This window comes from Sinomonas cellulolyticus (assembly GCF_014656475.1).
GTDB lineage: Bacteria > Actinomycetota > Actinomycetes > Actinomycetales > Micrococcaceae > Sinomonas > Sinomonas cellulolyticus.
Window position 1 is genome coordinate 40,555 of record NZ_BNCM01000007.1, and the last position, 21,146, is coordinate 61,700.

At 70.5% G+C, this 21,146-nt stretch carries 22 protein-coding genes and 1 riboswitch; of the genes, 4 read left to right on the forward strand and 18 right to left on the reverse strand.

The window, feature by feature from the left end; translation table 11 throughout:
• Positions 1 to 3 precede the first annotated feature (3 nt).
• The 4 genes from IE231_RS10375 to IE231_RS10390 form a co-directional block, all read right to left on the reverse strand.
• The gene (locus tag IE231_RS10375) at positions 4 to 981 is read right to left on the reverse strand and encodes a 3-hydroxyacyl-CoA dehydrogenase family protein (protein ID WP_189693897.1); all 978 of its coding nucleotides are present in this window, start codon (positions 979 to 981) and stop codon (positions 4 to 6) included.
• An 8-nt stretch (positions 982 to 989) separates the two neighbouring features.
• Entirely contained in the window at positions 990 to 1,925 is a 936-nt protein-coding gene (locus tag IE231_RS10380) for a sugar phosphate isomerase/epimerase family protein (RefSeq protein WP_189693898.1), read from the reverse strand.
• Positions 1,926 to 2,043: 118 nt separating this feature from the next.
• A complete protein-coding gene (locus IE231_RS10385) occupies positions 2,044 to 2,952 on the reverse strand; it encodes an NAD(P)-dependent oxidoreductase (RefSeq protein ID WP_189693899.1) in 909 nt (302 codons plus the stop codon).
• Between the two features lie 42 nt (positions 2,953 to 2,994).
• Positions 2,995 to 4,491: a four-carbon acid sugar kinase family protein gene (locus IE231_RS10390; RefSeq protein WP_189693900.1), complete on the reverse strand. Its 1,497-nt coding sequence runs from the start codon at positions 4,489 to 4,491 to the stop codon at positions 2,995 to 2,997.
• A gap of 161 nt (positions 4,492 to 4,652) precedes the next feature.
• On the opposite strand from IE231_RS10390, the gene IE231_RS10395 reads away from it, so the two are divergent.
• Positions 4,653 to 5,354: a FadR/GntR family transcriptional regulator gene (locus IE231_RS10395; RefSeq protein ID WP_189693901.1), complete on the forward strand. Its 702-nt coding sequence runs from the start codon at positions 4,653 to 4,655 to the stop codon at positions 5,352 to 5,354.
• A gap of 15 nt (positions 5,355 to 5,369) precedes the next feature.
• Here the strand turns inward: IE231_RS10395 and IE231_RS10400 are convergent, their stop codons facing one another.
• The 4 genes from IE231_RS10400 to IE231_RS18565 are packed head-to-tail and all read right to left on the reverse strand — an operon-like array spanning position 5,370 to position 7,772.
• Positions 5,370 to 5,810 carry an SRPBCC family protein gene (locus IE231_RS10400; protein WP_189693902.1) on the reverse strand — a complete coding sequence of 147 codons (441 nt, stop codon included), beginning with the start codon at positions 5,808 to 5,810 and terminating at the stop codon, positions 5,370 to 5,372.
• A gap of 8 nt (positions 5,811 to 5,818) precedes the next feature.
• Positions 5,819 to 7,015, reverse strand: a complete 1,197-nt coding sequence (locus IE231_RS10405) for an O-succinylhomoserine sulfhydrylase (protein ID WP_189693903.1) — start codon at positions 7,013 to 7,015, stop codon at positions 5,819 to 5,821.
• Between the two features lie 8 nt (positions 7,016 to 7,023).
• Positions 7,024 to 7,437, reverse strand: coding sequence for a rhodanese-like domain-containing protein (locus IE231_RS10410; protein WP_189693904.1), 414 nt, complete (start codon positions 7,435 to 7,437; stop codon positions 7,024 to 7,026).
• Positions 7,434 to 7,772 carry a DUF1737 domain-containing protein gene (locus IE231_RS18565; RefSeq protein WP_189693905.1) on the reverse strand — a complete coding sequence of 113 codons (339 nt, stop codon included), beginning with the start codon at positions 7,770 to 7,772 and terminating at the stop codon, positions 7,434 to 7,436. The genes IE231_RS10410 and IE231_RS18565 overlap by 4 nt, the downstream gene beginning before the upstream one ends.
• A gap of 10 nt (positions 7,773 to 7,782) precedes the next feature.
• Positions 7,783 to 7,894, reverse strand: a riboswitch (SAM riboswitch).
• 106 nt (positions 7,895 to 8,000) lie between these two features.
• On the opposite strand from IE231_RS18565, the gene IE231_RS10420 reads away from it, so the two are divergent.
• Entirely contained in the window at positions 8,001 to 9,263 is a 1,263-nt protein-coding gene (locus tag IE231_RS10420) for an NAD(P)/FAD-dependent oxidoreductase (RefSeq protein ID WP_189693906.1), read from the forward strand.
• 8 nt (positions 9,264 to 9,271) lie between these two features.
• Here the strand turns inward: IE231_RS10420 and IE231_RS10425 are convergent, their stop codons facing one another.
• The 6 genes from IE231_RS10425 to IE231_RS10450 all read right to left on the reverse strand — a co-directional run bounded on the left by IE231_RS10425 (position 9,272) and on the right by IE231_RS10450 (position 14,161).
• Entirely contained in the window at positions 9,272 to 9,778 is a 507-nt protein-coding gene (locus IE231_RS10425) for an SRPBCC family protein (protein ID WP_189693907.1), read from the reverse strand.
• Positions 9,775 to 10,155, reverse strand: coding sequence for an ArsR/SmtB family transcription factor (locus IE231_RS10430; protein ID WP_189693908.1), 381 nt, complete (start codon positions 10,153 to 10,155; stop codon positions 9,775 to 9,777). The genes IE231_RS10425 and IE231_RS10430 overlap by 4 nt, the downstream gene beginning before the upstream one ends.
• A gap of 112 nt (positions 10,156 to 10,267) precedes the next feature.
• Entirely contained in the window at positions 10,268 to 11,248 is a 981-nt protein-coding gene (locus IE231_RS10435; RefSeq protein ID WP_189693909.1) for an acyl-CoA thioesterase, read from the reverse strand.
• A gap of 5 nt (positions 11,249 to 11,253) precedes the next feature.
• Entirely contained in the window at positions 11,254 to 12,465 is a 1,212-nt protein-coding gene (locus IE231_RS10440) for a cobalamin-independent methionine synthase II family protein (protein ID WP_189693910.1), read from the reverse strand.
• Between the two features lie 105 nt (positions 12,466 to 12,570).
• Positions 12,571 to 12,879: a hypothetical protein gene (locus IE231_RS10445; RefSeq protein WP_189693911.1), complete on the reverse strand. Its 309-nt coding sequence runs from the start codon at positions 12,877 to 12,879 to the stop codon at positions 12,571 to 12,573.
• Between the two features lie 76 nt (positions 12,880 to 12,955).
• Positions 12,956 to 14,161, reverse strand: coding sequence for an acyl-CoA dehydrogenase family protein (locus IE231_RS10450; RefSeq protein ID WP_189693912.1), 1,206 nt, complete (start codon positions 14,159 to 14,161; stop codon positions 12,956 to 12,958).
• 93 nt (positions 14,162 to 14,254) lie between these two features.
• Here IE231_RS10450 and IE231_RS10455 point away from each other — a divergent pair, with 93 nt between their 5' ends.
• Both IE231_RS10455 and IE231_RS10460 read left to right on the forward strand, forming a co-directional pair.
• Positions 14,255 to 16,024 carry an AMP-binding protein gene (locus tag IE231_RS10455; RefSeq protein WP_189693913.1) on the forward strand — a complete coding sequence of 590 codons (1,770 nt, stop codon included), beginning with the start codon at positions 14,255 to 14,257 and terminating at the stop codon, positions 16,022 to 16,024.
• 1 nt (position 16,025) lies between these two features.
• Positions 16,026 to 16,529, forward strand: coding sequence for a MarR family winged helix-turn-helix transcriptional regulator (locus IE231_RS10460; RefSeq protein WP_189693914.1), 504 nt, complete (start codon positions 16,026 to 16,028; stop codon positions 16,527 to 16,529).
• A 12-nt stretch (positions 16,530 to 16,541) separates the two neighbouring features.
• Here the strand turns inward: IE231_RS10460 and mmsB are convergent, their stop codons facing one another.
• The 4 genes from mmsB to IE231_RS10480 all read right to left on the reverse strand — a co-directional run bounded on the left by mmsB (position 16,542) and on the right by IE231_RS10480 (position 21,113).
• Positions 16,542 to 17,483, reverse strand: coding sequence for a 3-hydroxyisobutyrate dehydrogenase (mmsB, locus tag IE231_RS10465; RefSeq protein ID WP_189693915.1), 942 nt, complete (start codon positions 17,481 to 17,483; stop codon positions 16,542 to 16,544).
• 31 nt (positions 17,484 to 17,514) lie between these two features.
• On the reverse strand, positions 17,515 to 18,594 hold the full coding sequence (locus IE231_RS10470; RefSeq protein ID WP_189693916.1) for an enoyl-CoA hydratase/isomerase family protein: 1,080 nt from the start codon (positions 18,592 to 18,594) through the stop codon (positions 17,515 to 17,517).
• Complete coding sequence (locus IE231_RS10475) at positions 18,594 to 20,096, reverse strand: CoA-acylating methylmalonate-semialdehyde dehydrogenase (protein ID WP_189693917.1); 1,503 nt, start codon at positions 20,094 to 20,096, stop codon at positions 18,594 to 18,596. Before IE231_RS10475 ends, IE231_RS10470 begins: the two co-directional genes overlap by 1 nt.
• A 102-nt stretch (positions 20,097 to 20,198) precedes the next feature.
• Positions 20,199 to 21,113 (reverse strand): aminodeoxychorismate lyase, encoded by a 915-nt coding sequence (locus IE231_RS10480; protein ID WP_189693918.1) that lies wholly within the window; start codon positions 21,111 to 21,113, stop codon positions 20,199 to 20,201.
• Positions 21,114 to 21,146 lie beyond the last annotated feature (33 nt).

The following is a 21,146-nucleotide window of genomic DNA, read 5'->3' on the forward strand; positions in this document are numbered from 1 at the left end:
TCATCAGTGGGCGACCGGCGCGGCCGCGAGGTGAATGGGGGCTGGCCCGAGCTCGTCGATGAGCTTCTTCATGGCCACGTAGGCCTTATTGCGGTAGGCCACGAGCTCTGCCGTGCGCTCGGCGGGGACGTCGAGGTAGCCGGCGCCGGACTTCGTGCCGAACTTGCCGGCGTCCACGAGCTCCTTGAGGGACTCGGGGGTGGCGAAGCGCTCGGGCCAGCGGGTCTGCAGGGACGCGTAGCAGAAGGCGTACACGTCCAGGCCCGCCATGTCCGCGATCGCGAACGGACCGAAGACGGGAAGGCGGAAGCCGAAGGTGGTGCGCACGATCGTGTCGATGTCCTCCGGGGTCGCGATGCCCTCCTCGACGATCTGCGTCGCCTCGTGGAACAGGGCGTACTGGAGCCGGTTGAGCACGAACCCGGTCGAGTCCTTGACCCGCGCGGTCTCCTTGCCCGTCGAGGCCACGAGGTCCTCCACGAGCGGGATCACGCTCTCGTCCGTGCCGGGGTGGGGGATGAGCTCCACCCCGGGGATGAAGGGTGCCGGGTTGGAGAAGTGGACGCCGAGGAACCGCTCCGGGCGCGTCACGGCCTCGGCGAGGGAGGCGATGAGGATCGTGGAGGTGTTGGAGCCGATGACGGCGTCGGGGCGCGCCGCGGCGCTGATCCGGCGGAGCGTCTCGTGCTTGATCTCGATCTTCTCCGGCACGGCCTCCTCGATGAAGTCCGCGTCCGCTACCGCCTCCTCGATCGAGGCGGCAGGGGAGAGGTGCGCCTCGAGGCGCTCGACGGCGTCGTCCGGGAAGAGTCCGTCGGCGACGAACTGGCGCGCCTCGTCCAGGAGCCGCTCGTAGTTGCGGACGGCGATCTCCTCGGAGATGTCCGCGATCTTGACGGTGGCGCCGGCGAGCGCGAGGACCTGTGCGATCCCGCCGCCCATGTATCCGGAGCCGACGACGGCAACGGTGAGTTCAGTCATGGTTGTTCCTAGCCCTTGGGGAGCAGAGTGCGGATGTACTTCTGGTTCGTGGCGCAGACACCGAGGCTGTCGCCTCCGTACTGCTCGGTGAGGATGATCCCGTCGAAGCCGGCGGCGAGCGCGTCACGGAACACCTGGCGGTAGTTGATGAGGCCCGTCTCCATGGTCGAGGGCACAGAGGTGGCCCAGCTGCCGTCCGCGGCCTCGTCCCGCGTGTAGTTCTTCACGTGCCAGTAGTTGGCGTACGGGAGGGTCTTATCGAAGACGTAGCGCCAGTCCTCGACCGGACGGTGCAGGCGGATGAGGTTGGCGACGTCCGGGTTGATGCCGACGTTGTCCAGCCCCACCTCCTGGACGAACCGGACCGCGCTGTCCGCGGTGCCGAGGTACGTGTCCTCGTACATCTCGAGCGACATCCGCAGGCCGAGGTCCGCGGCGTGCTTGCCGAGCTCGCGGATGCGTCCGACGGCGGCATCCCACACCTCGCGGTCGTCGGGATCCTTCGGGCCCTCGGCCGTCCAGAACCAGAGCGCCTTGCGCTGGGCCTCGCTGAACGGCTGGTGGAGGCCGGTCGAGAAGACCTCCATGCCCCACTCGGCTGCGGCGTCGATCGTGCGGTGCGCGTACTCGAGATTGCGCTCCTCGTGGCCCGGCATGACTACACTCTGGCGCTGCAGGTGGACCGAGGGGATGCCCACGCCGTGGGACCTCGCGATCGAGAGGAACTCGTCGCGGCGCGAGGGTTCGAGGTCTGCCGGGCGGACGTGGCTGTCGGCCAGCTCGGCCAGGGTGAAGCCGACGTCCTCAATCTGGGCGAACATGTCGTCCCAGACCTCGGGGGAGGCGTCGTGCATGGCCACGCCGTTGCGGTCCACGGTCCGGAAGCCGTGGAGGCAGGTGGCGATGGGCCACGTTTCTGCGGTGAACGCTGGTTCGTTCGACATGGTGCTCCGATGCAGTGGAAGAGAGGGGAACTGGCGGGCTGCGGTTCGGTGACTCCGCTCACAAAAGATCCTATAGGAAATATGGAGAGTGTCAACGGTTCGCCGGAGTCTCGGAGGGCTAGGAGGCGGGGGTGGGGGCGATGACCTTGATGACAGCGGAGTCGTCCTCGGCGGCCAGTCCGTGCGCTGCCCCGAGCAGGAAGAGCTGCTCCGCCGCGGCCGCCACGGGGGCGGCGAGGCCGGCGGCGCGCGCTGCCTTGCCCACGATCCCCAGGTCCTTGACGAAGATGTCGAGCCGGGACAGGACCTCCGCGCCGCCCTCGCTGTAGGCCTCCAGGATGCGCGGGCCGCGGTTGGAGAGCATGAAGGAGCCGGCGGCACCGGCCTCGAGGGCGGCAAGGGCCTTGGACTGGTCCAGGCCGAGCGCTCCTGCGAGGGCGAGGGCCTCGGCGGCGGCGGCGATGTGCACCCCGCACAGGAGCTGGTTCACCGTCTTGAGGGCCTGGCCGTCGCCCGGCGCGTCCCCGACCACCGTGAGGGTCGAGGCGAGGAGCTCGAGGACGGGTCGGGCCTTGTCGAGGTCCGACGGCGCGGCGCCCACCACGATGAGCAGGTCGCCTTCCCCCGCACGCACGGGACCGCCCGAGAGCGGTGCGTCGACGAGGCCGACGCCGGTCTCGGCCAGGCGCGCGGCGACAGCCGGGATTGAGTCAGTCCCCACGGTGCTCGTGAGGATGACGATCGAGCCGGGCGTGAGCGACGCCGCCATGCCGGACGCGCCGAACAGGACCTCGTCGAGCTGTTCGCCGTTGCGGACGGCCAGCAGGAGGGCGTCGGCGCCCTCCGCAGCCTCCCGGGCCGAGCCGAACGTCTGGATTCCCGCTGCGCGGGCGAGGTCCATGCGGGCCGGGGCGATGTCGAAGGCGTGGACCGTGAGCCCTGTCGCCAGGCGCGTGGCCATGGGGAGGCCCATCGCGCCCAGTCCGAGGACGGCGACGGTCGGGGTGGAGCCGGAGGGGTCAGTCATGGGGTTCTCCTGTGGAGTCGGTGGGGGAGGAGCGGCGGCCCTTCAGAAGGTCGAGCTCAGCGTTCTCGTCACGGCGGCGAGTGACTCGTCGTCGCCGACGTTGCCCGCGAAGACGATGTAGGGGATCCCTCGCGCGGGACCGTCCACGGGCTCCCAGAGCGAGACGATGCCTGGAAGCATCGGCCCGCGCACGATCGCGTGGCGGATCTGCAGCCCGTGTGCGGCGACGTCGGAGGACGTGATGCCGCCCTTCGCGATGACGAAGCGCGGGGGCGAGGCCTCGAGCACGGCCTTGACCACATGCACGACGGCGGAGCTCACCGTGCGCGCGATGTGCAGGCTCTGCGCCGGGTCGTCGGCCCTCACCAGTGTCCGTGAGGTGTGGACGATCACGTCCCCGTGGGCGAGGGCCCGCACGACGGCGTCGACCGTCGCCCCGAGATGGCCCGCCGCACCCGCGGGATCGAGGAGGGCGTTGACGTCGATCTCCACAGTGACCGCCGAGGAGTGCTCGGCAGTGAGCCGTTCGAGCTGGCGCGTCGTGAGGCCCACATGCGAGCCGACCACGATGAGCCCTCCCGGGGCGAGGTCGGTGCGCTCCGGGCCGCCCGTGCCCGGGTGGTAGACCTCGTCCGCCGTGAGGGGCTGCCGGGCCTCCTGCCCGATGCGCGCACGGACGAACGGTGGCCCGACCCGGTACAGGAGTTCCTTGCCGCGCCGCTCGGCTTCGTCGAGCCCGAGCGCGAGGGCCCTCAGGTCGTTCTCGCCGGTCACGTCCACCACGATGGGTGTCGAGTCCGTGGCCGGGGCGATGGCGTCCGCGATGGCATCGGCGCCCGCGCGCACGATGCCCAGGTCGAGCACGATCACGCTGTCGGCCCTGCGCCGTCCGCCCGTCTTCTCCTCGACGTACGCGGGCAGGTACGAGGTGGAGAAGCCGAACGTGGCGTCCCGCGCGAACTCGGTCTCGCTCACGGGGGTGAGCGAGGCCTGCGGTGCGCCGTCCGAGCTGTCGGAGCCGGCCGCCGTCGTGCGCACGTAGTGCTGGCCGCCGATCGTCACCCGACCGGCGTCGGGGAAGGCCGGGACCATGACGACACCGTCGATCGGGGCGCCGCCCTGCGCCACGATGGCCTCGGCGAGGACGTCCGTCTCGAGCGGGAAGTGGCCGCGGAGCGTGGAGTCGCTGCGGCTGACGAACCCCAGCCGGACCCCTGCCTCGCGCGCCGCGAGGCTCGCGGCAGCGACGACCTCGCGGTTCCGCTCCGCTGCCTCGTCGGGGCCCAGGCTGCGGGTGTTCGTCAGGACGTAGACGGCGGCGGGCCGGAGCCCGTCGATCCTGCATTCGAACGCCCAGCGGAAGTCCTCCGGCTCCCACGCATTGAGGACGGGGAGGTCGGATACGGACTGCGTGCCCGTGGGGTCATCGTCGAGGACGATGAGCACGCGTCCCGACTGTGCAACGCGCTCGGCGACCGCGCTCGCGGAGACGGTCCGCTCGGCGGGATAGTTCGCGAGGGCCTCGGCTTCGAGGGGCATGGCGTCACTTCCTTCTGCGGGAATCGATAGATAAGATGTCTGACATCTAATCCAAGTATTGTGACCCATGCCTCAGGAGCGCAAGGGTGCCCGCAGGATCCGTAGACTGACGCCAGATCCGTCGCGGACCGCGACGTCGGCGTGGGAAAGACAGGGGCGCGGTGGCAAGGAAATCACTCGTGGTCGAGGTGGCCGACGACCTGCTCGAGCGCATCATCGCCGGCGAATTCCCGCCCGGCTCGCCCGTCCCCGGCGAACTCGACCTCGCCGAGCGCCACGAGGTGAGCCGGATGACGGTGCGGGAGGCCGTCAAGACGCTGACCGCGCAGAACATCGTCCGCGTCGAGCGCGGACGCGGGACCTTCGTCAATCCGGTCAGCCGCTGGAGCTCCCTGCACGCCGTGCTCCGGGCCACGAACGAGGGCACCGACGGGGGTGACTCCGCCGTGAAGCTCATCGAGCTCAGGCGCATGCTCGAAACGGGCGCCGCAGAGCTGGCCGCCCCGCGGATCTCCGACGGGGAGCTCGCCGAACTCCGTGGAACGGTCGGGCTCATGCGCCAGGCCCGCGCGGCGGCGGACCTGAAGCGCTTCGTCGAGGCGGACCTCGCCTTCCACGACCTGGTGCTCCGCGCCTCCGGGAACCCGTTCGTGGTGGTGGTGCTCGAGCCGCTGAGCCAGGTCCTCGCCGAGCGCCGGTCCGAGACCTCCGCCGTCCCGGTGATCCAGGACCACGCGATCGAGATGCACGAGGCCGTCTGCGCCGCGCTGGCCGGCCATGACCCTCAGGCCGCCCGGGCGGCCATGGACGCCCACATGCAGCAGACCCTCGACGACCTGAAGGCGTACGTGCTCAGGCGGTGACGCCCTCCGGGCCCCTCAGCCGCGCAGAAGCCGGCGCAGCGTCGTCCCGTACAGCAGCGGGGCTGCCAGCTCCGCGGCCCACCGGGCGGGCCGCACGAGTCGCCCCAGTCCGAAGTCCTGCTCCCAGCGCACGGTGGAGCCGCCGTCGTGCGCGGAGACGGTGAGCTCTACCGCGCCGAGGACCAGCCGGCCTGTCTTGACGATCCTCGCGTGCCCCGCGGTGGCCCCGGACGGCGGGGTGAGCGATTCGACCCTCATGACGTCGTCGAACCCCACCCGGCCCACCATGGTGCAGGCCGTGAACTCGTGGCCCGGACGGAGTTCATCGGCTGAGGCGAGCCCGGAGGTGATGCGTGTGAACGGGATGACGCGGTCGTGGACGCGCAGGTCGAGCACGCGCGCCCAGGCCTCCGCCGGCGCCAGCGGCGAGGTGAGGCTGATCGTGTAGTGGCGCACCGGGGTCCTCAGGCCATCGCCCGGCTGAGGTCCCCGATGAGGTCCCCGACGTCCTCGAGGCCCACGGACAGCCGCACCACGCCGTCGCCCAGGCCGATCGCCGCACGGCCCTCCGGACCCATGGCACGGTGCGTGGTGGTGGCGGGATGGGTGATGAGGGACTTCGAGTCGCCGAGATTGTTCGAGATGTCGATGACCTGCAGGCCGTTGAGCAGGCGGAAGGCGGCCTCCTTGCCCCCGGCCACCTCGAACGTGAGGACCGTGCCGCCGGCGCTCATCTGCTTGCGCGCCAGCTCGTACTGCGGGTGCGAGCGCAGGTGCGGGTACCTCACCCAGGTGACCTGCGGCTGGGCCTCGAGCCACTCGCCGATCGCGAGCGCGTTCGCGGACGCGTGCCGGACCCGCAGCCCCATGGTCTCGAGGCCCTTGGTGAGCACCCAGGCGTTGAAGGCGGAGAGGGCAGGGCCGGTGTGGCGCATGAGGTTCTTCACCGGCCCCTCGATGAACTCCTTGGTGCCCAGTACGGCTCCGCCGAGCACGCGGCCCTGCCCGTCGATGTGCTTGGTGCCGGAGTAGACCACCACGTCCGCCCCGAAGTCGAGGCTGCGCTGCAGCAGCGGGGTGGCGAAGACGTTGTCGACGACGACGGTGGCGCCGGCCGCATGGGCGAGGTCCGCCACGGCCTGGATGTCCACGATCTCCTGCATGGGGTTGGAGGGGGACTCGAAGAACACCGCGGTGGTGGGCTCCGAGAGCGCGTCGCGCCACTGGTCCAGGTCCGGGCCGTCCACGAAGACTGTCGTCACGCCCCAGCGGGGCAGGATCTCGTTGAGGATCACGAAGCACGATCCGAACAGGCTGCGCGCGGCCACCACCCGGTCCCCGGCGCCGAGCAGGGCGGCCAGGGCGGTGAAGACCGCTGACATCCCGGAGGCGGTGGCGAAGCACGCCTCGGTGCCCTCGAGCAGCCTCAGGCGTTCTTGGAAGGTAGCCACGGAGGGGTTGCCGTAGCGCGAGTAGACGAAGCGCTCCTCCTCGCCGGTGAAGGCGCGCTCCGCCGCCTCGGCGGAGGAGTACACGAACCCGGAATTGAGGAAGATGGCCTCGGAGGTCTCCTGGAAGTCACTGCGCAGGAGGCCGCCGCGCACGGCACGGGTGTCCTCGGCCCAGCCGGCGGTGGCGTCTGGGCTGTCGTTGAAGCTCACGGGATGATCTAGTCCTGTCCTACATTGGTCGGCAGCCCACGGTTCTTCCAGCCGTTGACGGTGCGCGAGCCGTCCGGCCCGGGCACACCCTCGAATCCCTCGAGGACGTTGTACGCGGTGAAGCCGAGGTTGGCCGCGACCGACGCCGCGGCGACGGAGCGGCCGCCGGAGCGGCAGAGGAAGAGCAGCTCGGTGGCCCTGTCCTCGGGCGCCTGCAGCTCGAGCTCCATGACGAAGTCGGGGTTGGGGATCCCCCCGTCGAACACCCAGGGGATGAAGAGCGGGTCGTTCTCGGTGCCCTTGGTGTCCGGGATGCCCACGTGGGCCCACTCCTCCTCGGTGCGGACGTCCACGAGGATGGCCTCGCCGGCGGCCAGCTTATCCCAGGCCTCGAGCGGGGTGATGTCCCCGGCGTAGCTCACGCGTGTCCCTCGCCCTCGTACTCGAGGGAGTCCACGGCGGAGGCCACCGCGGCGTCGGCGCGGGCCACCGCGTGCGGCAGGATGATGGCCTGCGCCACGATGACGTCGGTGCCGTTGAACGTGGCAGCGGGGCTGCCGTGCAGCACGTACCCTTCCGCGAGGGCCTGGGAGATCCGGGCGCAGAACTCGCGCGTGTCCGGGCCGGTCAGCAGGCGGTACGCGAGCCGTTCCTCGGCCGCGCCGCCGGGGGCCGCCGGATCGTTGAGCGGGCTCGTCGCGGCGTCCGGTGCCGGCACTCCGGCCGGGGTGGGCTGCCCAGTTGCGGTGTCGGACATGGCGGGGCTCCTCTGCAGCTTGCGTATCGAGAGAACGAAATGCCGAGTAGTCACCTGAGGCACCCCGCCACTCGGAGGGTTGCCGGCCAGCAAGTCAGGGCTTTGCGCTGGCACTCATTACTCGTGATTGAACGTAGCACGGGCCGCAGGGGCGGAGTACGGGCCGGGAGTAACTATTGGCAACACGGAAGGTTCCCACCGGCCCCGCGAATCGGTAGTGTGCCGCTGGTGGACGAGAACTACGAAGTCATTGTGGTCGGCGGAGGGTTCGCAGGGGTTGCGGCGGCCCGGCACCTCGGACGCAAGGGCGTCCGTGTCCTCCTGATCGACAAGAATCCCTACCACCAGTTCCAGCCCCTGCTGTACCAGGTCGCCACCGTGCAGCTGGGCGTCTCCGAGGTCGCGCGGTCGCTGCGGGACATCTTCCGCGGCCAGCCCAACGTGCGCGTGGTCGTGGAGGAGGTCACCGACGTCGATCCCCACGCCAAGCGCGTCACGACGGCGGACGGCAAGACCTACGAGGGCCGCTTCCTCGTCCTCGCCTCGGGCGCGGAGGCCAATTTCTTCAACACGCCGGGGGCAGAGGAGCTCACGTTCCCGCTGTACTCGGTGGAGGACGCCGTGAACCTCGGCGGCTCCCTGTCGATGATGCTCGAGGACGCGGACCGCGAGGACGACGGCAGGCCGCTGAACTTCGTCGTCATCGGTGGCGGCCCCACCGGCGTCGAGACCGCGGGCGCCCTCGCCGAGACGGTGAAGTACGTGCTCCCCGACTACTTCTCCCCGCGCCTCGCCAACCGCTGCACCGTGCACCTCGTGGACATGATCCCGAACGTGCTCAATGCCTTCGGGGACAAGTCCAAGGAATACGCAGGACGGCGGCTGACCCGCATGGGCGTGCAGCTGCACCTCGGGACTCCGGTCTCCGAGATCGCCTCCGGCAAGGTGCTGCTCAAGGACGGCACGGAGATCCCCGCGGACGTGGTGGTCTGGGCCGGCGGCCTCAAGGCCGGCCCCGTCGTCACGGGGTCCGGGCTGCCGGGCGGCCGCGGTGGCCGCATCGACGTCAACCCGGACCTCACGGCGCCCGGCGTCGAGGGCGTGTACGTGCTCGGCGACGCCGCCAACATGACCGACGCGAAGGGCAACAAGCTCCCGCAGCTCGGCTCGTGCGCCCTCCAGGCCGGCAAGTGGGCCGCGAAGAACATCCTCGCGGACATCGAGGGCCGTGGCCGTGAGCCGTTCGACTACAACGACAAGGGCTACATGGCCATGGTGGGCCGCGGCTCGGCGGTGGCCGAGATGGGCCCGGGCCCGAAGCGGCTGCTCCTCACCGGCCCGCTGGCGTTCCTGGGCTGGCTCGGGGTGCACGTCGTGCTGCTCTCCGGCACGATGCAGAAGATCCGCGCCATGGCTACGTGGCCGAGCGACTACATCACCCACCGCCGCTCGTTCGTGGTCCTCAGCCGCCCGGACGGGAAGCGCCGCTAGGAAGGCCGCTAGCGGGGGGCATCCTCCCTCGTCTCGGCGAGGATGGCGTCGATCTGGCCGGAGGCCTGCTTCATGCCCTCCTCCATGCCCATCGCGAGCATCCGCTCGAGCTGCTCCAGGCTGCGGAACCTGGACAGCGTCGTCATCCGTGTGCCGGCGCCCGTATCCTCGAGCGTCACGAGGAAGGTCGCGGAGTCCTCGGGATCCGTGGGGGAGCCGTCCTCGTTGGCGAACCCATCCTCGATCTCGAGGCGGCTCGGTGCCTCGATCGCGACGAAGCGCCACCACCCGTGGGCCCTCTCGCCCTCGGGGCCGGTCATGAAGTAGTGGGAGCGGCCGCCCGGCGTGAAGTCGTGCGTGGCGAACGTGGCGGGCCACGTGGGCGGCCCCCACCACCGCTCGAGCTGGCGCGGGTCCTCCCAGACCTGCCACACGCGCTCGCGGTCGGCGGCGAACTCCGTGACGAGGGTGAGGGTGAGGTTCTCGGCGTCCTTGGTGCTGGAGACGAAGGTCATGGTGCAACGTCCTTCCGGCTGTTCTCTTGCGGTGGGGGCCCGGACAGGATGTCCCCGATCCGGGCGATGCGGTCGCGCCACAGGTCCTCGTAGGCGTCGAGGAGGCGCGCCGCCCTGCGGATCACCGCGGGGTTGGAGTGCACGATCTGCTCCCTCCCACGGCGTTCCTTCGTGACGAGCAGTGCCCGTTCGAGCACCGCGACGTGCTTCTGCACGGCCGCGAAGCTCATGGCGTAGTTCCTCGCGAGCCCCGAGACCGACTGCTCGCCCAGCAGCGACTGCCGCAGGATGTCCCTGCGGGTGGTGTCCGCGAGGGCGCCGAAGATGCGGTCGATCTCCTCGTCGGTGAAGTCCCGGGGTACCTGATCTACAACCATTTGGTTGTATGTTAGGCCGGTCGCTCAGGCGGCGCAAGGGCAGACGCACGACGCCGGGTGGGCGGCCCCTGCGAGGCGGCTCACCCGGCGTCGTGCGTCCGGAAGCCCCAGGCTACGCCCCGAGCATGTGGTTCGGCAGGCGCCCGCCGGGCGCCCGTCCGCGGATCTCGAGGAGCTCGCGGGCGTGCTCCCACAGCCGCTTGTCCTCGTCGGAGACGGGCACCCACTCCGGGACGGGCACGGCGGTGCCGGTCTCGTCGCGGGCCACCATGACGGTGAGGCAGTACGTGGTCAGATTCAACTCGCGGCCCCGCGGCGAGCCGGAGCGGACGTGGACCGCGATGTGCATCCCCTTCCGGCCCGTGTACACGAGCCGGGCCTCGACCTCCACGACGTCGCCGATCAGCAGGGGCCGGTAGAACCGCACCCCGCCGGAGAACACGGCCACCGTGTCCCGACCGCAGTACCGCGACGCGCACACGTACGCGGCCTCGTCGATCCACTTCATGACCGTGCCGCCGTGGACCTTCCCGCCCCAGTTGACGTCGGTCGGTGCGGCGAGGAACCGCAGGACCACCCGCTCGGCCGTGCCGGCGTCGGTGTAGTGCTGGCGCTTCATCGACGCGACGATCTCGTCGCGCACCCCGATCCGCGCCACCGCATGCTCCTGGGCCTCGCGCTCGGCCTCGGTCCGCGGCACCCAGGCGGGCACCTCCACGGGGCGGCCGTCGTCCCCTACGGCCACGAAGATGACCAGGCACTGGCTGCGCATCGTCGCAGGGCCGCCCTTCGGGTCGCCCGAGGAGACCACAGTGCGGATGTGCATCGAGGTGCGGCCGGTGTAGACGATCGTGGCGGTCACCTCGACCATGTCTCCCACGTTCACGGGGTCCGCGAAGTGGATGTTGCCCACGTAGGCCGTCACGCAGTAGGCCTTCGCCCAGCCCACCGCCGCCGCATAGGCCGCCTTGTCCACCCACTCCAGGACCGTGCCGGCGTCCACCGACCCGGAGTGGCCCTTGTCCGTCGGGGCGGCGAGGAAGCGGAGGGTGACCTCGTGCGTGTCAGGCGAGGGCCCGGCGTCGTGCGTCACCGTGGTCAGCCCCAGAGCCGCTCGGTGGCGATCTTCGCGCCCTCGGCGAGCGACTCCAGCTTGGCCCACGCGATCTGCGGGTGCACGCGGCCGCCGAGGCCGCAGTCGGTCGAGGCGACGACGCGCTCGCGGCCCACGATGCGCGCGAAGTTCTCGATCCGGTCGGCCACGAGCTCGGGGTGCTCCACCACGTTCGTCGCGTGGGAGACGACGCCGGGGACGATCACCTTGTCCTCGGGCAGGTCGAGGTCCCGCCAGACCTTCCACTCGTGCTCGTGCCGCACGTTGCCGGCCTCGAACGAGTAGGAGCCCGCATTGATCGAGAGCATCGTGTCTGCAAGGTCCCTGAAGGGGATGTCCGTGGTGTGCGGGCCGTGCCACGAGCCCCAGCACAGGTGGAAGCGGATCTGCTCCTGGGGCAGGTCCCGGATGGCGTAGTTGAGGGCCTCCACGCGCAGCTTGGTGAAGGCAAGGTAGTCCTCCACGCTCGGCTCGGGGTTGATCATGTCCCAGTTCTCGGCGATCGAGGGATCGTCGATCTGGACCGTCAGGCCCGCGCCGATGATCGCCTTGTACTCCTCGCGCATCGCGTCCGCGCACGCGTAGAGGAGCTCCTCGTCGGTCTTGTAGTACTCGTTTGCGATGCGCGAGGCGGAGCCCGGCGAGAGCGCCGGCAGGAAGCCCTGCGTCGCGTCCTCGGCCTGGAGGGCTGCCACGAGGTTCGTCACGTCGCGGCGCACCGCGTCCTGGCCGATGTAGGTGATCGGGCCGGTGATGGTGGGCTGCGGGACCGGCTTGCGGCCCGTGAGGATGAAGGAGTTCGGGTCGTTGTATGCCTCCTCGAACCGTACGCGGTCGCGGCGGTCCCGCATGGTCGTGAGTCGGATCTTCCCCGGCTCCGACCGGATCTTCTCGGTCATCTGCCAGCGGTCCACGCCGCCCTGCGTCAGGCCGCCGAGGCGGGAGTACGAGTAGTTCCACCAGGCGCCGTAGTCCACGGAGTTGGTCATCGTGTGGCCGTATTCGCCGTCGTTGACGATCGTGAGGCCGGCGTCGAGCTGCTGGGCGACGATGCCCACGACGGAGTCCGCGAGCAGCCGCTCGAAGGCCGCAGGATCCGAGGGATTCTCCGCCTGGGCCGCGTTGGCTGCCAGCAGCTCCGGGGTACGGGGGAGGGACCCGGCGTGCGTGGTCTGGATGAAGTCGGTGTTGTGCATGGGGCCAGTCTGGCCGACGCCCCCCGGCCCGCGCGAGGCACGCGGGCCGAGAGCAGGCCGTATGACGCCGGCGGCCGCCCGTGTGACGCGGGCGGCCGCTGCAGGTCAGTCGCGGTCCGGGTCGCCGAACCCGGTATGGGCCGCTCCCGAGGAGTCTGGGATGCCGGCGGCGCCCCCGGTTCCGAGACCCGTGTGCCGGCGGCGCGGCTTCTTCGGCTCCGCCAGCGGCTCGGCCTCACGCTCGCGCAGCGGCTCGCCGGGCGGCGTGTCCGCGTACTTGCGCAGGTCACGCAACTGGAACGCCTCCTGGTTGTGGCCGTAGTTCTCGTCCTGGCTGTAGCCGTCGTCGAGCGGGGCGTCCTCGTCGTATGCCGCCATCCCGGGTGGGGCGGGCACGCGGTCCTTCTCTTCCATACCGGCACCGTAGACGCATGACGCCGCCTCGCACCAGAGCTGTCCGTCCTGCGGCGCAACCCGGGGGAGGGCCGGGTCAGACGAACGCGGACTTCCCGGTCACGGCCCGGGCCACGATGAGCGAGTTGATCTCGTAGGTCCCCTCATACGTGTAGAGGACCTCCGCGTCGCCGAAGAGCTTGGCCATCTCGTAGTCGGTCGTGATCCCGTTGCCGCCCAGGATGGACCTTCCCAGTGCTACGGAGGAGCGTGCGAGCCGGGTGGTCGTGGCCTTGGCCATCGCGGACTGAACCATCTCCAGCCGGCCTGCCTCCTGGATCCGTGCGAGCTCGAGCATGAGCGAGAGGGAGGCCTGTGCGTTCCCCAGGATCTCGGACAGCTGCTGCTGCACGAGCTGGAACCGGGCGAGCTCCCGTCCGAACTGGAAGCGCTCGAGTGCATACGCCCGTGCGATGTCGAACGCGCCGAGCTGGATCCCCGCCGCCTGCCACCCCACCCAGGCCCGCGAGTCGCGCAGGAGCTCGTTGGCCTTCTCGAAGGCGGTGGCGCCGGGCAGGAGGTTCGCCTCGGGAACGCGTACGGAATCGAGCACGATGTCCGCGTTCTGCATGATCCGCAGCCCGATCTTGTTCTCGATCTTGGTGGCCGAGAACCCGGGCCGGTCAGTCTCCACGATGAACGCCTTGATCGCCCCGTCCGCGGTGTCCCGGGCCCAGACCAGGGCGAAGTCCGCGATGGTGCCGGCCCCGATCCAGCGCTTCGATCCGCTCAGGACCCAGCCGTCGCCGTCGTGCGTTGCGGTGGTGGTGAGGCCGCCCGCGATGTCCGATCCGTGCTCGGGTTCAGTCAGCGCGAAGGCCCCGATGGCCGTGAACTGCTCGAGTCCCGGCAGCCAGCGTGCCTTCTGCTCGCGGGAGCCGAGGTCGTGGATCATGCCGACCACGAGTTCGTTGTGGATCCCCACGAGCGCGGACAGGGAGACGTCGGCGCGCGCCACCTCCATGTACGCGAGCCCGGTGAACAGGCGCGAGGATCCGTCCGTCTGCAGCCGCCCGAGCCCCAGCTCGGCGAGCCGGGGGATGAGTCCCATCGGGAACTCTTCCCGGTTCCAGTAGCCGGGCGCGACCGGCCGGATCTCCCGCTGCAGGACGTCGCGGAGCTCGGCGTAGCGGCGCCGTTCGGCGGGGCTGAGCAGGTCCGCGATGTGCAGGAGGTCGGCATCGGGGAAAGGCGGCTGGATCTGGACCATGTCTGTCTGGTCGAGCTCGGCTGTCTGGAGCATAGGGGGTCTCCCTCTTCAAATTCCTAGGAAGTCCAACTATATTTCATCGTGACCGAGATCACTAGAGGATCACCAGGACGCGAAGGGGCCCCGATGACTGTGACCGACGACTTCCGCACCGCCCGGGACCGGCTGCTGGAGCTGCGGGAGGACTACGAGCGCGCCCGGGCCGAGTTTGCCTGCCCGCGCTTCGAGGAGTTCAACTTCGCCCTGGACTGGTTCGACGCCCTCGGCGCGGACCCGGTCCGCGGCGCCCAGCCGGCGCTCGTCATCGTCGAGCAGGACGGCAGCTCCACGCGCCGCTCGTTCGCTGAGCTTTCGGCGCGTTCCTCGCAGGTCGCGGCCTGGCTGCGCAGCCAGGGGGTGAGGCGCGGCGACCACGTGATCATCATGCTCGGCAACCAGGTCGAGCTGTGGGAGATCATGCTCGCCGGGATCAAGCTCGGGGTCGTCATGATCCCCACGACCACCCTCATGGGGCGCCGCGACCTCGAGGACCGGGTGGAGCGCGGAGGCGCCCAGTGGGTCGTGGTCGGCGCGGCGAACGCGCAGAAGTTCGACGACGTGCCGGGCGGCTACCGCGTGATCGTCGTCGGAGGCGCCGGGACAGGGACGACGCCGGCCGGCCACGGCGGGCGAGAGGCTCTGGACTACGCGGACGCGGACTCGGTGCCGGCGGAGTTCACGCCGGACGCCCCGACGCGCGCCGACGAGACCCTCCTGCTCTACTTCACCTCCGGCACGACGAGCCGCGCCAAGCTCGTCGAGCACACCCACACGTCCTATCCGGTGGGGCACCTCTCGACGATGTACTGGATCGGACTCGAGCCCGGAGACGTGCACCTCAACGTTGCCTCGCCCGGGTGGGCCAAGCACGCATGGTCCAACGTGTTCACACCGTGGATCGCCGAGGCCACGGTGTTCATCTACAACTACGAGCGCTTCGACCCGGCTGCCCTCATGGCCCAGATGGACGCCGAAGGGGTCACGAGCTTCTGTGCCCCGCCCACGGTGTGGAGGATGCTCATCCAGTCGGACCTGTCGCAGCTCTCCACACCGCCGCGCAAGGCCGTCTCGGCCGGCGAGCCGCTCAACGCCGAGGTGATCGGCCAGGTGGAGAAGGCCTGGGGGGTCACGATCCGCGACGGCTTCGGCCAGACCGAGACCACCGTCCAGATCGCCAACTGCCCGGGCCAGCCCGTCACGATCGGTGCGATGGGGAAGCCGCTGCCGGGCTACGACGTCGTGCTCCTCGATCCCATCACGGGAGAGGAGGCGGACGACGGCGAGCTGTGCCTCCGGCTCGACCCGCGCCCTGTGGGCCTCATGGCCGGGTACTTCGGCGATCCCGAGAAGACGGCGGACGCGTTCCGCGGCGGCTACTACCACACGGGCGACATGGCGGTGCGGGACGCGCACGGCGTCATCACCTACGTGGGCCGCGGCGACGACGTGTTCAAGTCCTCGGACTACCGGCTCTCCCCGTTCGAGCTCGAGAGCGTGCTGATCGAGCATCCCGCGGTGGCGGAGGCCGCCGTCGTGCCCTCGCCGGACGAGGTCAAGCTGTCCGTCCCCAAGGCGTTCGTGGTACTCGCCGGCGGGTACGAGCCCGGGCCGGAAATCGCGGAGGAGATCCTGCGATTCTGCCGCGCGCAGCTCGCGCCGTTCAAGCGCATCCGCCGGATCGAGTTCGCCGAGCTGCCCAAGACCATCTCCGGCAAGATCCGCCGAGTCGAGCTGCGGCGCAGCGAGGAGGCACGGCACGGGGCGGCTACCGGGGCCGTCCGGACGGAAACGGCCGCCCCGGCCGCCGGGTACGGGGTCGAGTACTCTGAGACCGACTTCCCGTCTCTGAAGGACTAGCATGCCCACGCCGCTTCCCCGCGACCCGATCGCCGATGCCCAGCGCAACTGGGAACGGCACGGGTGGGGGGACGTCGCGGCGCCGATGGCGGCCATCACCGCGATCATGCGGACCCAGCAGATCCTGCTTTCCCGCATCGAAGAGGTGCTCAAGCCGCTCGGGCTCACCTTCGCCCGGTACGAGATGCTCGCGCTGCTGGGCTTCGCCCGGACGGGTGCGTTGCCCATGAGCAAGGCCAGCGCCCTGCTCCAGGTGCACCCCACGTCGGTGACGAACGCCGTTGACCGGCTCGAGGCCGCGGGGTTCGTCACCCGGACGCCGCACCCCACGGACGGGCGCACCACGCTCATCGAGCTCACCGACTCGGGCCGCGCCGTGGCCGAGAAGGCGACGGCGGCGCTCAACTCCGAGGTGTTCGGGCGCTCGGGGTTCACAGGCAGCGACGTCGAGGACCTCATCCGGATCCTCGGCGAGTTCCGCCGCGAGGCGGGGGACTTCGCGTAGAGGGCTGGGCCCTCAGACGGCTGTCGGCTCGGACTGCTCCCGGATCGTGTTGATGATGCCCGAGAAGTCCTTGCCTGCACCGTCGCCCGCGGCGAACTCGTCGTAGATCTTGGAGGCGAGCTGCCCCATCTCGGCCGAGACGCCGGTGTGGTCCAGCGCGTTGACCGCCAGGCGCAGATCCTTGGCCATGAGCGCACCGGCGAACCCGGGCTGGTAGTCGCGGTTGGCGGGGCTCGTGGGCACGGGGCCCGGGACGGGGCAGTTGGTCGTCAGGGCCCAGCACTGGCCGGAGGCGTGGGCGGCCACGTCGAACAGCGCCTCATGCGTGAGGCCGAGCTTCTCGCCGAGCACGAACGCCTCGCTCACCGCGATCATGGACACGCCCAGGATCATGTTGTTGCAGACCTTCGCCGCCTGCCCGAGCCCGTGGGCGCCGCAGTGGACCACACGCTTGCCCATGGCCTCCAGCATGGGGCGCACGGTCTCGAAGTCCTCGTCCTGCCCGCCCACCATGAAGGTCAGCGTTCCGGCCTCCGCACCGACCACGCCCCCGGACACCGGCGCGTCCACGGCGCGGTGCCCCGCGTCGATCGCGGCCTGGGCGGCCTCCTGCGCCTCGGTGACGTTGATCGTGGAGCAGTCGAGGAACAGGGTCCCCGGGGCGGCGAGCTCGAGGAGCCCCGGCTGGCCGCCGCTGCCCCGGTACACGTCCAGGACCTGCTGGCCCTTCTGGAGCATGGTCAGAACCACGGAGGCGCCCGCCGCGGCCTCGGCCGCGGATCCGGCCATCGGGACGCCGTGGGCCTTGGCTGCCTCGACCGCGGCGGGCATCGGGTCGAAACCGACCACCGAGTATCCCGCCGCGATGAGGTTGGCCGCCATCGGGCCGCCCATGTGTCCGAGTCCGAGGAACGCGATGGTGCCCGGCTTCTGGGCCGCCGGCTGGTCGGTCATGGCTTCTCCTTCGGGGTGCGGATTGATGCGGTCACGGCGCGGCCACCGTGGCGACGAGGCCGAGCTCCCGCTCGCCCAGCGGCGCGAAGAACGACTCGACATCGGCGCGGGACACGCCCGCGAGCGTCGCCGGCTCCCAGCGGGGGCTGCGGTCCTTGTCGATCACCTGGGCTCGGATCCCCTCGCGGAAGTCGTGCCCGGCCAGGAGCCGCAGCCCGATCCGGTACTCCTCCTCGAGCGCTTCCTCGAGCGCCTCCGGCACCGGCCCGCGGGCCCTCGCCCGGCGCAGCGCCTCGAGGGCCACCTTGACGGAGGTGGGGGACTTCGACTCGATCGTGTCCGCGGCCTCGGCGGCCGCGGGGGCCTCGGCTGCGCGCAGCCGGGCCACGATCTGCTCGGCATCGGCGGCGCTGTAGGCCGCATCGATCCAGCCGCGCTGCGCGGCCAGCTGCGAGAGGGGAGGCTCCGACGCGAGGCGCGCTACAGCGTCGTCCGCACGCTCCCGCTCGAGTGCCGAGGCGAGGGCGTCGAGCCGCGCCCTCGGCACGAAGAAGTCCGCGAGGCCCAGATGCAGCGCATCGGCGCCGTCGAGGTGTGCACCGGTGAGTGCCGCATGGGTGCCCGACTCGCCAGGGGCGCAGGCCAGCAGGAGCGTGCCGCCGACGTCGGGGACGAACCCGATCGTGGTCTCCGGCATCCCCGTGCGCGTGCGCTCGGTGACCACCCGATGGGAGCCGTGGGCCGAGACGCCCACCCCGCCTCCGAGCACGAGACCGTCCATGAACGCCACGTACGGCTTGGGGTAGCGGCTGATGAGCGAGTTGAGGCGGTACTCGGTGCGCCAGAAGCGCGCGGTGGCGTCGCCGCCGTCGAGCATGTCGCGGTAGATCGCCACGATGTCCCCGCCGGCGCAGAGGCCGCGGTCCCCCGCGCCGCGCACGAGGACGGTCTGCACCGACTCGTCCTCGGCCCACGCCGTGAGCTGGGCGAGCATGGCGGCCGCCATGCCTTCAGTGAGGGCGTTCACCGCGCGCGGCCGGTTGAGCACGACGACGCCGAGCCGGCCCCGGCGCTCGAACAGGACCTCCGGCTGAGGTTCTTCGGGCGCCATCAGCTGCCCGCCGGCATGACGAAGCTTGCGCCCTGGCGGACCCCGGACGGCCAGCGGGTCGTGACGGTCTTGGTCTTGGTGAAGAAGCGGAACGCGTCCGGGCCGTGCTGGTTGAGGTCCCCGAAGCCCGAGGCCTTCCATCCGCCGAACGTGTAGTAGGCGATCGGCACGGGGATGGGCACGTTGACCCCGACCATGCCGACCTCGACGCGGCTCGCGAAGTCGCGCGCGGCGTCGCCGTCGCGCGTGAAGATCGCCACGCCGTTGCCGAACTCGTGCTCGCTGCACAGGCGCAGGGCCTCGTCGTAGTCCGCGGCGCGGACCACGCTGAGCACCGGGCCGAAGATCTCCTCGCGGTAGATCGACATGTCCTCGGTGACGTGGTCGAACAGGGTGGGGCCTACCCAGAACCCGCCCTCATGGCCCTCGACCGTGTGGCCCCGGCCGTCCACGACCAGGTCCGCGCCGGCCTCGACGCCCGCGGCGATGTAGCCCTCGATGCGCTCCTTGGCCGATGGTGCGACCACGGGGCCGAAGTCCGCGTCCTTGTCCATGCTCGTCCCGACGCGGAGGTCCTTGATGCGCTCCTGGAGCTTGGCCACGAGCGCGTCTGCGGTCTCCTCGCCCACCGGGACGGCAACGGAGATCGCCATGCAGCGCTCGCCTGCCGAGCCGTAGCCCGCGCCGATCAGCGCGTCCGCGGCCATGTCCAGGTCCGCGTCCGGGAGCACGACCATGTGGTTCTTCGCGCCGCCGAAGCACTGGGCGCGCTTGCCATGGGCTGCGGCCGCCGCGTAGATGGATTGGGCGATCGGCGTGGAGCCGACGAAGCCGATGGCCTTCACCCGCGGATCCTCGATGAGCGCGTCCACGGCCTCCTTGTCGCCGTTGACCACGTTGAACACGCCGTCCGGAAGGCCGGCCTCCGTCAGGAGCTCGGCGAGGCGGAGCGGAACGGAGGGATCGCGCTCGCTGGGCTTGCAGATGAACGCGTTGCCGGCGGCGAGGGCCGGGCCCGCCTGCCACAGGGGGATCATGGCGGGGAAGTTGAAGGGGCTGATCCCTGCGACGACGCCGAGCGGCTTGCGCAGCGAGTGCACGTCGATCCCCGTGCCGACGCTGTCCGAGAACTCGCCCTTGAGCAGGTGCGGAGCCGCGCCGGCCGAGAATTCGACGACCTCAAGGCCGCGCTGCACGTCCCCCTTCGAGTCGGCGAAGGTCTTGCCGTGCTCGGAGGAGAGCAGCTCGGCGAGCTCGTCCATGTGCTCGTTGGCGAGGTCGACGAACTTCAGCAGGATCCGGCCGCGCCGCTGCGGGTTCATGGCTGCCCACTCCGCCTGGCCCTTCTCGGCACTGGAGATCGCTTCGCCGACCTCCTCCCTGCTGGCCAGCGGCAGGCGGGCCTGCACTTCGCCCGTGCAGGGGTTGAAGACGTCGCTGAAGCGCCCCGACGTGCCGTCGACGCGCGCACCGCCGATGTAGTGGGTGAGGTCGCGGACCATGGCAAGCTCCTTCGCTTGAGGGGATGTGATCCAAGTCATCTGCAATCGAAGATACTCGGACTTCCAACTAAATTCCAGAGCTGGCCGCGCTTGATGTCCCGGTCAGGGGATCCTGTCGAACAGGGCCGCGAGTTCCTCCGTCAGGGCCTTCGCGAGCGAGGGATCGGAGCCGATGGGCTTGCCGTCCAAGTGGTTCACGGGGGTCAGGAGCCGCACGGAGGAGATCAGCCACACGGCATCAGCGTCGAAGAGGTCGTCGGGGACGAGGGGTCCGTAGCCGAGCTCCCACCCGGCCTCCTTGGCCGCGGCGAACAGCGCGCCCTGCGAGGTGCCCGGCAGAATGCCCGAGTCCAAGCGCGGGGTGACGAGCCTCTTCAGGGTGACCCGGCCGGCGTCGTCCTTCTCGGCATGCGCGAGCAGCACGGTCGAGGTGGGCCCCTCGAGGACCTGGCCGTCCGAGGAGGTGAAGATGACGTCGTCGGCGCCGTGCGAGTGCGCGTACCGGAGGGCTGCCATGTTCACCGCATACGAGAGCGTCTTGGCACCGAGCAGGAGCCACGGGGCGCGCTCGCCGAGGTCGGAGTCGTAGCCGCGGTCCAGGAGCAGGACGTCGATGCCCTCCTCGCGCTGACGCTTCGCCGCGGGGGCCGGCGCGGAGGCGGCCACCCAGCACGTCGCCTCGCCCGAACCCTCGACGCCGCGCGTCGCCACGAGCTTGACGACCACCTCGGTGAGCGGCCCGACCACGCGCTGGTACTCGTCGAGCGCGGTGACGATCGCCCGCTCCCAGGCCTCGTGCCCCGGCACGTCCAACTCGAGCACCCGCGCGGAGTGCTGCATGCGGGAGAGGTGGGCTGGAAGCTTGCGGACGTGCCCGTCGAGGACCAGGAGCGTCTCGAACACCCCGTCCCCGCGCGTGGCCCCCAGATCGGTGGCGAACAGCTGCGGCTTGGAGGCGTCCTCGATCCGCCCTCCGGGGAGCGCGCGGTCGAGGAACACGAGAACGGTCTGCGTCATGGGGACAGCTTAGGCGCCCGGCAACCGTAGGCT

What these genes read in the sequence shown, in the direction of transcription:
- IE231_RS10460 (WP_189693914.1), top strand. Translation starts at nt 16,026, where the DNA reads ATGCCCACGCCGCTTCCCCGCGACCCGATCGCCGATGCCCAGCGCAAC.
- IE231_RS10380 (WP_189693898.1), bottom strand. Translation starts at nt 1,925, where the DNA reads ATGTCGAACGAACCAGCGTTCACCGCAGAAACGTGGCCCATCGCCACC.
- IE231_RS10450 (WP_189693912.1), bottom strand. Translation starts at nt 14,161, where the DNA reads ATGCTCCAGACAGCCGAGCTCGACCAGACAGACATGGTCCAGATCCAG.
- IE231_RS10385 (WP_189693899.1), bottom strand. Translation starts at nt 2,952, where the DNA reads ATGACTGACCCCTCCGGCTCCACCCCGACCGTCGCCGTCCTCGGACTG.
- IE231_RS10455 (WP_189693913.1), top strand. Translation starts at nt 14,255, where the DNA reads ATGACTGTGACCGACGACTTCCGCACCGCCCGGGACCGGCTGCTGGAG.
- IE231_RS10480 (WP_189693918.1), bottom strand. Translation starts at nt 21,113, where the DNA reads ATGACGCAGACCGTTCTCGTGTTCCTCGACCGCGCGCTCCCCGGAGGG.
- IE231_RS10430 (WP_189693908.1), bottom strand. Translation starts at nt 10,155, where the DNA reads ATGGTTGTAGATCAGGTACCCCGGGACTTCACCGACGAGGAGATCGAC.
- IE231_RS10425 (WP_189693907.1), bottom strand. Translation starts at nt 9,778, where the DNA reads ATGACCTTCGTCTCCAGCACCAAGGACGCCGAGAACCTCACCCTCACC.
- IE231_RS10390 (WP_189693900.1), bottom strand. Translation starts at nt 4,491, where the DNA reads ATGCCCCTCGAAGCCGAGGCCCTCGCGAACTATCCCGCCGAGCGGACC.
- IE231_RS10470 (WP_189693916.1), bottom strand. Translation starts at nt 18,594, where the DNA reads ATGGCGCCCGAAGAACCTCAGCCGGAGGTCCTGTTCGAGCGCCGGGGC.
- IE231_RS10375 (WP_189693897.1), bottom strand. Translation starts at nt 981, where the DNA reads ATGACTGAACTCACCGTTGCCGTCGTCGGCTCCGGATACATGGGCGGC.
- IE231_RS10475 (WP_189693917.1), bottom strand. Translation starts at nt 20,096, where the DNA reads ATGGTCCGCGACCTCACCCACTACATCGGCGGTGCGCGCGTCGACGGC.
- IE231_RS18565 (WP_189693905.1), bottom strand. Translation starts at nt 7,772, where the DNA reads ATGTCCGACACCGCAACTGGGCAGCCCACCCCGGCCGGAGTGCCGGCA.
- IE231_RS10445 (WP_189693911.1), bottom strand. Translation starts at nt 12,879, where the DNA reads ATGGAAGAGAAGGACCGCGTGCCCGCCCCACCCGGGATGGCGGCATAC.
- mmsB (WP_189693915.1), bottom strand. Translation starts at nt 17,483, where the DNA reads ATGACCGACCAGCCGGCGGCCCAGAAGCCGGGCACCATCGCGTTCCTC.
- IE231_RS10440 (WP_189693910.1), bottom strand. Translation starts at nt 12,465, where the DNA reads ATGCACAACACCGACTTCATCCAGACCACGCACGCCGGGTCCCTCCCC.